General features: G+C 35.7%; 2 protein-coding genes. Both read left to right on the top strand.

The window, feature by feature from the left end; genetic code table 11:
* The first annotated feature begins 79 nt into the window (after positions 1 to 79).
* Entirely contained in the window at positions 80 to 367 is a 288-nt protein-coding gene (locus V7112_RS22290) for a transposase (protein WP_335423889.1), read from the top strand.
* The gene (locus V7112_RS22285; RefSeq protein ID WP_335423891.1) at positions 367 to 1,254 is read left to right on the top strand and encodes an IS3 family transposase; all 888 of its coding nucleotides are present in this window, start codon (positions 367 to 369) and stop codon (positions 1,252 to 1,254) included. Before V7112_RS22290 ends, V7112_RS22285 begins: the two co-directional genes overlap by 1 nt.
* Positions 1,255 to 1,284: the final 30 nt, after the last annotated feature.

The raw sequence follows: 1,284 nt of genomic DNA, 5'->3' as shown, positions 1-1,284 counted from the left end.
TGAGGTTAGTCTTAAAAGTGGACACCGGAAAATGAGATTTAGTTTATAATTGAATCAATATTTAAAAGGACGTGTTCACATGGGGAAGCATCATTCACAAGAATACAAAGAGTATGTTTCAAAGTTAGTTGTGGAGGAAGGCAGAAAAGCAACAGAAGTTGCCTACGAGCTTGAGATCCCATATAAGACCCTCATTATCTGGGTTAAGGCATTCAGGGAGAAATTGAACAGTAAAAAGACAGATTATGTTACACCAAAAGAACTGGAAGAGCTTAAGAAACAACACGAAAGGGAACTAGAACAGTTAAGAGAGGAAAATGAAATCCTAAAAAAGGCCATGCACATCTTCACAAAAAGCCAAAAGTAATTTATGCCTTCATTCAAGCCCACTCAGATGAATACGCTGTGTGGAAGATGTGCAAAGTTCTAGAAGTATCAACTAGTGGGTACTATAAGTGGCTAAAGATCCAAAAAAATCCTTTTTCTGAGAAGGTAAATTACCGTTTAGAGATTCAACAAAAAATTAGTAAATCTTTTCATGAGAGTTACGGAACTTATGGGAGCCCTAGAGTTCACGATGACCTAGTGGAGTGGGGTTATATTATTTCGCAAAAAACAGTGGCACGAATGATGAAGGAAATGGGTTTAAGAGCTACTCCAATAGAAAAGTACGTAGTTACTACAGATTCCAATCATGATTTACATATTTATCCTAACCTTCTTAACAGACAATTTGATGTAGAGGAACCCAATAAGGTTTGGGTAGCTGATATTACATATATTTGGACGTTGGAAGGATGGCTGTACTTATCGTCGATTATGGATTTATTCTCTAGAAAAATTGTAGGGTGGAGTCTTGCTTCTCACATGAAAAAGGAGTTATCCATACAAGCATTAAATATGGCGATTGTTTCAAGACAGCCCGAAGAAGGGCTTTTTCACCATTCTGATCAAGGCTCTCAATATTGTTCGCATGATTACATTAATATCTTGAAGGAACAGAAAGTACAAATAAGCATGAGTAGAAAAGGTGACCCATACGATAACGCTTGCATTGAATCATTCCATGCCACAATCAAAAAAGATTTAATTTACAGGAGACGTTTTAAAACAAGAGATGAAGCTGTAAAGGCAATAAATTACTATATTAGTAGTTTCTATAATGGAAAAAGAAAACATTCCACTTTGGCTAATTGTTCCCCTAACCAATTTGAGAAAAAACAGCAACAAAATGTAGTGGAGTATATCTCTTAAATTAGCCATTTGGTGTTAGAAATAATCAGT

The sequence above is a fragment of the Bacillus sp. JJ1566 genome, from assembly GCF_036962685.1.
GTDB lineage: Bacteria > Bacillota > Bacilli > Bacillales > Bacillaceae_L > Ferdinandcohnia.
This window is presented reverse-complemented; position numbering and strand designations above follow the sequence as displayed.